This window comes from Kribbella albertanoniae, from assembly GCF_004348455.1.
Taxonomy (GTDB): domain Bacteria; phylum Actinomycetota; class Actinomycetes; order Propionibacteriales; family Kribbellaceae; genus Kribbella; species Kribbella albertanoniae.
On the sequence record NZ_SMKA01000388.1, the window covers coordinates 1 to 6,489 of the forward strand.

The 6,489-nt window shown below is 66.8% G+C and carries 7 protein-coding genes; 2 read left to right on the forward strand and 5 right to left on the reverse strand.

The genetic code is table 11. The features are described from left to right. Positions 1-176: 176 nt before the first annotated feature. Together E1261_RS42295 and E1261_RS42300 are read right to left on the reverse strand one after the other, a co-directional pair. Positions 177-1,127, reverse strand: coding sequence for a DUF2207 domain-containing protein (locus E1261_RS42295; RefSeq protein WP_165952835.1), 951 nt, complete (start codon positions 1,125-1,127; stop codon positions 177-179). 31 nt (positions 1,128-1,158) lie between these two features. After that, complete coding sequence (locus E1261_RS42300; RefSeq protein ID WP_132415554.1) at positions 1,159-1,710, reverse strand: TetR/AcrR family transcriptional regulator; 552 nt, start codon at positions 1,708-1,710, stop codon at positions 1,159-1,161. A gap of 98 nt (positions 1,711-1,808) precedes the next feature. On the opposite strand from E1261_RS42300, the gene E1261_RS42305 reads away from it, so the two are divergent. After that, positions 1,809-2,600: an endonuclease/exonuclease/phosphatase family protein gene (locus E1261_RS42305; RefSeq protein ID WP_202875447.1), complete on the forward strand. Its 792-nt coding sequence runs from the start codon at positions 1,809-1,811 to the stop codon at positions 2,598-2,600. On the opposite strand, the gene E1261_RS42310 is transcribed toward E1261_RS42305, so the two are convergent. The 3 genes from E1261_RS42310 to E1261_RS42320 form a co-directional block, all read right to left on the reverse strand. Beyond that, positions 2,501-3,517: a hypothetical protein gene (locus E1261_RS42310; RefSeq protein ID WP_132415558.1), complete on the reverse strand. Its 1,017-nt coding sequence runs from the start codon at positions 3,515-3,517 to the stop codon at positions 2,501-2,503. The two genes, E1261_RS42305 and E1261_RS42310, sit on opposite strands and share 100 nt — an antisense overlap. Before the next feature lie 26 nt (positions 3,518-3,543). Next, positions 3,544-4,728, reverse strand: coding sequence for an epoxide hydrolase family protein (locus tag E1261_RS42315; RefSeq protein ID WP_132415560.1), 1,185 nt, complete (start codon positions 4,726-4,728; stop codon positions 3,544-3,546). 99 nt (positions 4,729-4,827) lie between these two features. After that, positions 4,828-5,685: an alpha/beta fold hydrolase gene (locus E1261_RS42320; protein WP_132415562.1), complete on the reverse strand. Its 858-nt coding sequence runs from the start codon at positions 5,683-5,685 to the stop codon at positions 4,828-4,830. Between the two features lie 55 nt (positions 5,686-5,740). Between E1261_RS42320 and E1261_RS42325 the strand changes: the two genes are divergently transcribed. Beyond that, positions 5,741-6,343, forward strand: a complete 603-nt coding sequence (locus E1261_RS42325; protein ID WP_132415564.1) for a TetR/AcrR family transcriptional regulator — start codon at positions 5,741-5,743, stop codon at positions 6,341-6,343. Positions 6,344-6,489: the final 146 nt, after the last annotated feature.

The following is a 6,489-nucleotide window of genomic DNA, read 5'->3' on the forward strand; positions in this document are numbered from 1 at the left end:
GGGTAGATCCGCGGGCCGGCCCCCAGGCCGGCCCGCGGATCTACCCATGTCCCGAGCACGGTCACCGTGGGGTTCTCCGGTCTGAGGTGTGGGGTGGTCTACCGGCATGGCCGCCACGACGTCCGCAAACACGCAGACCACGCCCTCGGATCGTTCGGACGTTGTGCAGACAGCGGTTAGTTCTCGGGTTGGCTGGTGCGAACGGCTCGTCGGCGCCAGATGGCGATGACTACCAGGGCAGCCACCAGCAGTGCGCCGACCAGGATTCGGCGGATCCAGGCGGAGACGGGGGCCGGCGAGTCGTCGTACAAGGCGGCGCCATCAGCGAAGCCGTCACCGGGAAGGCCGGCCACGACGGTCATCGAGGATCCTTGCTGTGCGTTGGTGAAGATGGTCTCGCGGGCGGTCTTCGTCGTGGCCGCGCAAGGCGTCACTGCCCAGTCGCCGGGGGCATCTCGGTAGCCTGCGCAGGACGGGCTGATCGGGTCGCTGGGAGTGGCTAGTCGGGTGTCGACCACCGGTACGCCGATGTAGTCGAGCTGCTCACCCGAGGCCAACCGCCGCCGGTCCGGCCAGTTCAGTTCGTATCCGCCGCTCGCCCGCTCCAGTGCGCCGCGCACCTTGTAGCGGACGACGAATCTTGCCATCCGGGTCACAGGCTTGTCGCCGGCATGCACAGTGACGTAGGGGAGGGAATCGCCGACCTTGATATGGAGATCCGACAGGCGGCTGTTCCAGCCGTCGATGCCGGTGGGGGTGAGTGGCGGGAGCAACGGATCCATCTCTCGCAGATCGACGGCAACCTTGGCTCCCGACGAATCTGTGGCGGTGACATCGAAAACCTTCCAGATCCGGTCCGTTCCTGGGGTCTTCACACTTGCGCCCAGGTCATCGGTAGCCGGGCGGCGGACCTGAATCACCCTCGCGAGCGGGTAGCCGAGATGGCCGTAGTTGTAGTCGATGGTCTCGGTGACCTCGAGCGTGCCGTCCGCCTTCAGGTTGTAGTCCGCTGACAGCCTGACAATGTCGGCGCCGCCCGGGTAGTAGGGCTGCGCCTCGTGTACGGCGATGGCCAATCCGCCGAGCAGGAGGCCGAGAATCGTCAGCGCCGCGAGACTTTTCCGCACAGCTGAATATCTCAGCCGACGGGGCCAGCCTTCAGGAACTCTTCGGCTGCCTGGCCGGGACCTCGTTCATGGCGAACTCGAACAGCTGGCGCAGGGCCCGCCCCTTCACTGGTGGGACAACGTGGAACGCGCCGATGAGGGAGAGGTAGAGCAGCTGGCTCATGTACTTGGCCTCGGTCGCGTCTCCGCTGTGCTCCAGCCATTGCGCCCGCAGATATTTCATCCTGGTGTTGTCGATCCGGCGTTGCACCTGCTCGACCTCGGCATCCTGCATCGCCCACGCGCGGACGGCGACTTCAGGATCGGGCCGGCGATCGTTCACGACGAGCTTCATCAAGGCGTCCAGTCTCGCCCGCGGCGTGGCCTGAGCGTCGTCGACGGCCTCGACGAACCGGCTGGTGAACTCCTGCTCGTAGAGGTCCAGCAAGGCCGTCTTGTAGCCCGGCATCCCGCCGAAGTGATGGTAGAACGACCCCTTGGTCAGACCGAGCATGCCCACCAGCCGCTCGATCGTCAGAGCCGGTGCGCCGTCCTCGGTCAGGATCGACAATCCCGCGTCCAGCCAGTCCCGCTTGCTCGCCATCGCTCCTCATCGGATCAAGAGTCCAGCACCGCCAGGACCAAACGGTACCGTATGGTCCGGCGAGCACAGATGGATCGGAGCGGTTCGTGGTTCAGGTGATGACGTGGAATCTCTGGTGGCGTTTCGGTGACTGGCAAAGTCGTCGTGCTGCCATCCGTCAGGTGCTGGAACAGACGCAACCTGATATCTGCGGGCTTCAGGAAGTCTGGGACGACGGAACTGAAAACCTTGCCGGCTGGCTGGCCGCCGACCTCGGCTACCACTGGGCGCACGCACCGTCTCCGGCGCCGGAAGCGTGGCAGCGCAGGATCGGCGCTTCGAATGTCGGCTTCGGCAACGCTGTACTCAGTCGCTGGCCGATCGCGGAGACGGCAACCGTTGACCTGCCTGGTGATGATGGCCGTACGGCGCTCTTCGCGAGGATCGAATGCGCGGACGGAACGATGCCGTTCTTCACGACGCAGCTCACCTCGACTGTCGGTGCGTCGGCCGACCGGTGTAAGCAGGTCGCGGTGATCAGCAGACTGATAGCCGAGCGGTCAGTGGGTTGTGCGTACCCGCCGGTGCTGACCGGCGACCTGAATGCTGAGCCCGAGTCCGACGAGATCCGGTTGCTCGGCGGTCATCTCACTGCTCCGGTCGTTCCGGGGCTCGTGCTCGTTGACGCCTGGCGCTACGCCGACCGGGCCGACGCCGGCCTGACCTGGCAGCGCCGAAACCCCCACGTAGCGGCGACGATGGAGCCGGGCGCCCGCATCGACTACGTGCATGTCGGCCTGCCCCACAGCGGTCAACTCGGTTGCATCAAATCCGCCGTACTGGTCGCGGATGCGCCGGTTGACGGTGTCTGGCCATCGGACCATGCAGCGGTGCTGGTGGAACTGGGGTGAGCGGCAGCCCCGATACGTTCGTTCATGACGAAGGCCGCGACGATCGCCATCAGTACGCCGGCCAGCACCTGCAGGAAGGTGATCAACTGGTAGCCGGGCGCGGCGAGCTCGGCCTGGGCGGTCATCGTGGCCAGTTGCCAGGAGCCCCAGGCAAACATGGCGCTCGAGCCTAGCCAGGTGGCCGCCAGCGGGATCCACAACCGCGTTCCCGCCGGCTTCCTGACCACCAAGAGGATGACGCCGACGATGCCGGTGAGCGTGAAGACGCCGTACCCGCCGAAGTAGGACAGCCGCGCGGCGACGTTATCGTCCTTCAGCAGCTGATCCGGCAGCCCGGTCTGCACCCCGAACGCCCACGCCCATTGAAGTCCGGCCACGACAGTCGCGAGCAATGCGCCCGCCGCGGTGAGCAGCAGCAACAAGGTCTGCGCCGTACTGCGAGGTGCGGTGGCGAGGCGTTGTCTGAACACACTCGGCCAACGAGTGACAGCAGCCAGCACGAACGCCGTCATCAACAGCACGCCCTGGACGGCGAATCCCGCATAAACCAGCGTGAAGACCCAGTTCGCCAACGGCTCGACCGCCTGCGTGGTGTCGCTGCTCGATGCTGAGGGCAACAAGGTCAGTACGGCGATCGGGGCCAGGAACCCGGTCGCCACCCAGATCGGGAAGAGCACCAGCCAGGCCGGAATGCGCCGCCCCCAGCGGAAGGTCAGCGCCGCGGCGACGGCCACCGCGACGGCATCCATACCGATGGTCACCAGGTTGCCGATCTGATAGGTCCTGGTGTCGAAGTACGCCGGATCGTTCATCCCGATCGACCCTCCGGTCACCCAGCTGACCTTCATCGCCAGATACGGCACGGTGGCAACCATCGCCAAACACCCGACAACAAGCCGCCAGACCAAGAGTCTCATAGCCAGTACCATACCAAAGGGTATGCTCAGCGGAGAGGCCGGAAGAAGGTCTGCAGGTCGGTGGTGAGGAGGTCGGGGACTTCCATGGCGGCGAAGTGGCCGCCGCGCTCGTATTCGGTCCAGTGGGTCATCGCGCCGGCCGGGTCGACGAGGCTTTTGATCGCGGTCTCGGCACCGAAGACTGCGACACCGGTCGGCGGTGGGCTGGCCGGGCCCCAGGACGCAGCGGCAGCCTCGCCGCCGGGCTGCTGGGCGAGCATTGCCTTCCAGGCCTGCATGCCGTCGTACACGGCGTGGGCCGAGGAGGCGCCGGAGCCGGTGAACCAGTACAGGCTCACGTTGGTCAGCAACTGGTCGCGGTCGACCGCCTCGTCGGGGAGCTTGTGGGCCGGGTCGGTCCATTCGGCGAACTTCTCCACGATCCAGGCGAGCTGCCCGATCGGCGAATCGTTCAACCCGTACGCCAGGGTCTGCGGCCGCGTCGACTGTAAGGTCAGGTAGCCGAGGCCGTCCTCGAGATACCGGTTGAAGGTCTCCGCACGAGTCTTGTCGGACTCCGACAGTCCGTCGGTCGACACCGGTCCGGCGAACGGCGCCGCCGCGGTGACCCCGGCCAAGTGCGCACCGACCACATGCTCGGCGTCGATCATCGTCAACATCCCGGTCACCCCGGATCCGGCATCGGTGCCATGAGCGCCGTACCGGTCGTAGCCGAGCCGACTCATCAACTCGGCCCACATCTGCGCGACCCCGAACAGGTTGAACCCGGCTGGTCCGAGGGGCGTCGAGAACCCGTACCCGGGCAGCGACGGTACGACGACATCGAACGCGTCGCCCGCATCCCCGCCGTACGCGACCGGGTCGGTCAGCCGCCCGATCATCGCTTGGAACTCCACCGGCGACCCCGGCCAGCCGTGCGTCAGGATCAACGGCAGCGCGTTCGGCTCAGCCGACTTCTGATGAAAGAAGTGGATCCGCTGCCCGCCGATCTCGGTTACGAACTGCGGGATCGCGTTCAGTGCAGCCTCAGCCGCTCGCCAGTCATACCCATCAGCCCAGTACGCCGCCAGCTCCCGCAGGTAGTCGACCGGGACCCCGCGGCTCCAGTCGTCGACCGCCGGCGTCACCGGCCAGCGCGCCGACCGCAGCCGTGCCTGCAAGTCGTCGACCTCGGCTTGCGGAATCTCAAGGGTGAAAGGCTGGATGGTCATGATCCGTCCCGTCGTCAGCAGCAGTTGAAGGCTTCTCAGTCTGTCGCTGCAATGACGAAGGCGAATCCGTCGATTGCTGTATTTAGCTGTCCGGCGTCCTCAGGTCGGACGGCTGCCCAGCTTGGCGATCTCGGTTGCGAAGCGTTCCGGCGCGTCGAGCGGCAGCAGGGTTCTGGCGTCCGGAACGGCCACGAAGCTGGCGTCGCGGAAGGCCGCGGCGAGCCGCTTGCCCAGCTTCGGTCGGAACGCCCGGTCGTCTTCGCCCCAGACGACCGCCACCGGTCCCTCGAACCGGTTGAGGCGGGTCGAGACGCCATCCAGTTCGGCGGGGCTGACCTGTCGGAGGAACCGCGCGATGTCCTGCCGGATCGCGGGGTTGCCGATGCTCGGCGCGAACCAGCCGGCGGTCTGGTCGGCGTCGAAGGTCTTGGCCAGCGGCCCGATCCCGAACGACGAGTGCCGCAGCGCACGCCAGCGCATCGACTTGAGGATGAGGCCCGCGAGCCAGGGATGCCTGCCCGCGCTGAACACCGCCTTGAACTGGGCGGGCGGGAACGTGGTGAAGGCGTCGCAGTTGGACAGCACGACAGCACCGATGCGGCTGGCGTCGGTATCGAGGAGGAACTGGCACACCGCGCCACCCGTGTCGTTGCCCACCAGTACGACGTCCTGGAGATCCAGCTCGTCGAGGAACGACAGCACGATCTGTGCGATGCCTCGCGGGGAGAGGTCGACGTCCGGCTGCATGGCCGCCCGGTGCGATCCCAGTGGCCAGGTCGGCGCAATCGCCCGGAAACCCTGCTCTGCCAGCCGTTCGGGCACATCGGCCCACATGGTCTCGTCGACGAGGAATCCGTGCACGAAGACGATCGGCCGGCCGTCGTCGGGCCCGCACTGCCGGTAGCTGATGACGCCGCCGGAAAGCGCGGCCTCGCGGTACGTCGTACGAGCCCCCATGGTTCCTCCGAGGTAAGGTTACGAACAGGTTGTATCCAACTTACGGACAGGTTGTATGGAAGTCAAGAGAACTCAGGCCCAGCGAACCGCTGCGACGCGCGCGGCGCTGGTCGTGGCCGCGCGCCCGCTCTTCGCAGAGCACGGGTACGCCGCGATCTCGACCGATCAGATTGCCCGTGCCGCGGGCGTGACCCGTGGTGCGCTCTATCACCAGTTCGCGGGCAAGGAGGAGTTGTTCGCTGCGGTGGTCGAGCAGGTCGAGGAGGAGATCCAGGCGCGGATCGCCGCCGAGATCGAGGCGGCGGCCCCGACCGATGTGGACGCGATGATCGGCGCCAACATCGACGCCTTTCTCGCGGCCTGCGCCGAGCCCGAGGTGCATCGCATCGCCCTCATCGAGGCACCGGCAGCGCTCGGCTGGGAGCGGTGGCGGGAGATCTGCTTCCGGTACGGCGTCGGCAACGTCGAAAGGGTTCTTCAATCGCTCATCGATGCCGGACTCGTGGCCGACCAACCGGTGCGTCCACTAGCTCACGTCGTGGCCGGCGCGCTCGACGAGGCGGCCCTGTACGCCGCCCGTGCCGGCGACCGCGAAGCCGCAGTCGAGGAAGCCCGCGGAGCGCTCCGCGCACTGATCCCCGGACTGCTGACCCGATAAGGGTCTGACTTACATACAGCCTGCCCGTGTGTTCAGAAGTGGCCGCCGCTGTAGGAGTCTCCGCCGAAGCTGGTTGGCCAGGTGGTGGCGTGGCGGGTTGAGGGCTGGTCGGTTGGGCGTGCGGGTTTGGCGGGGGGCCAGGGGTC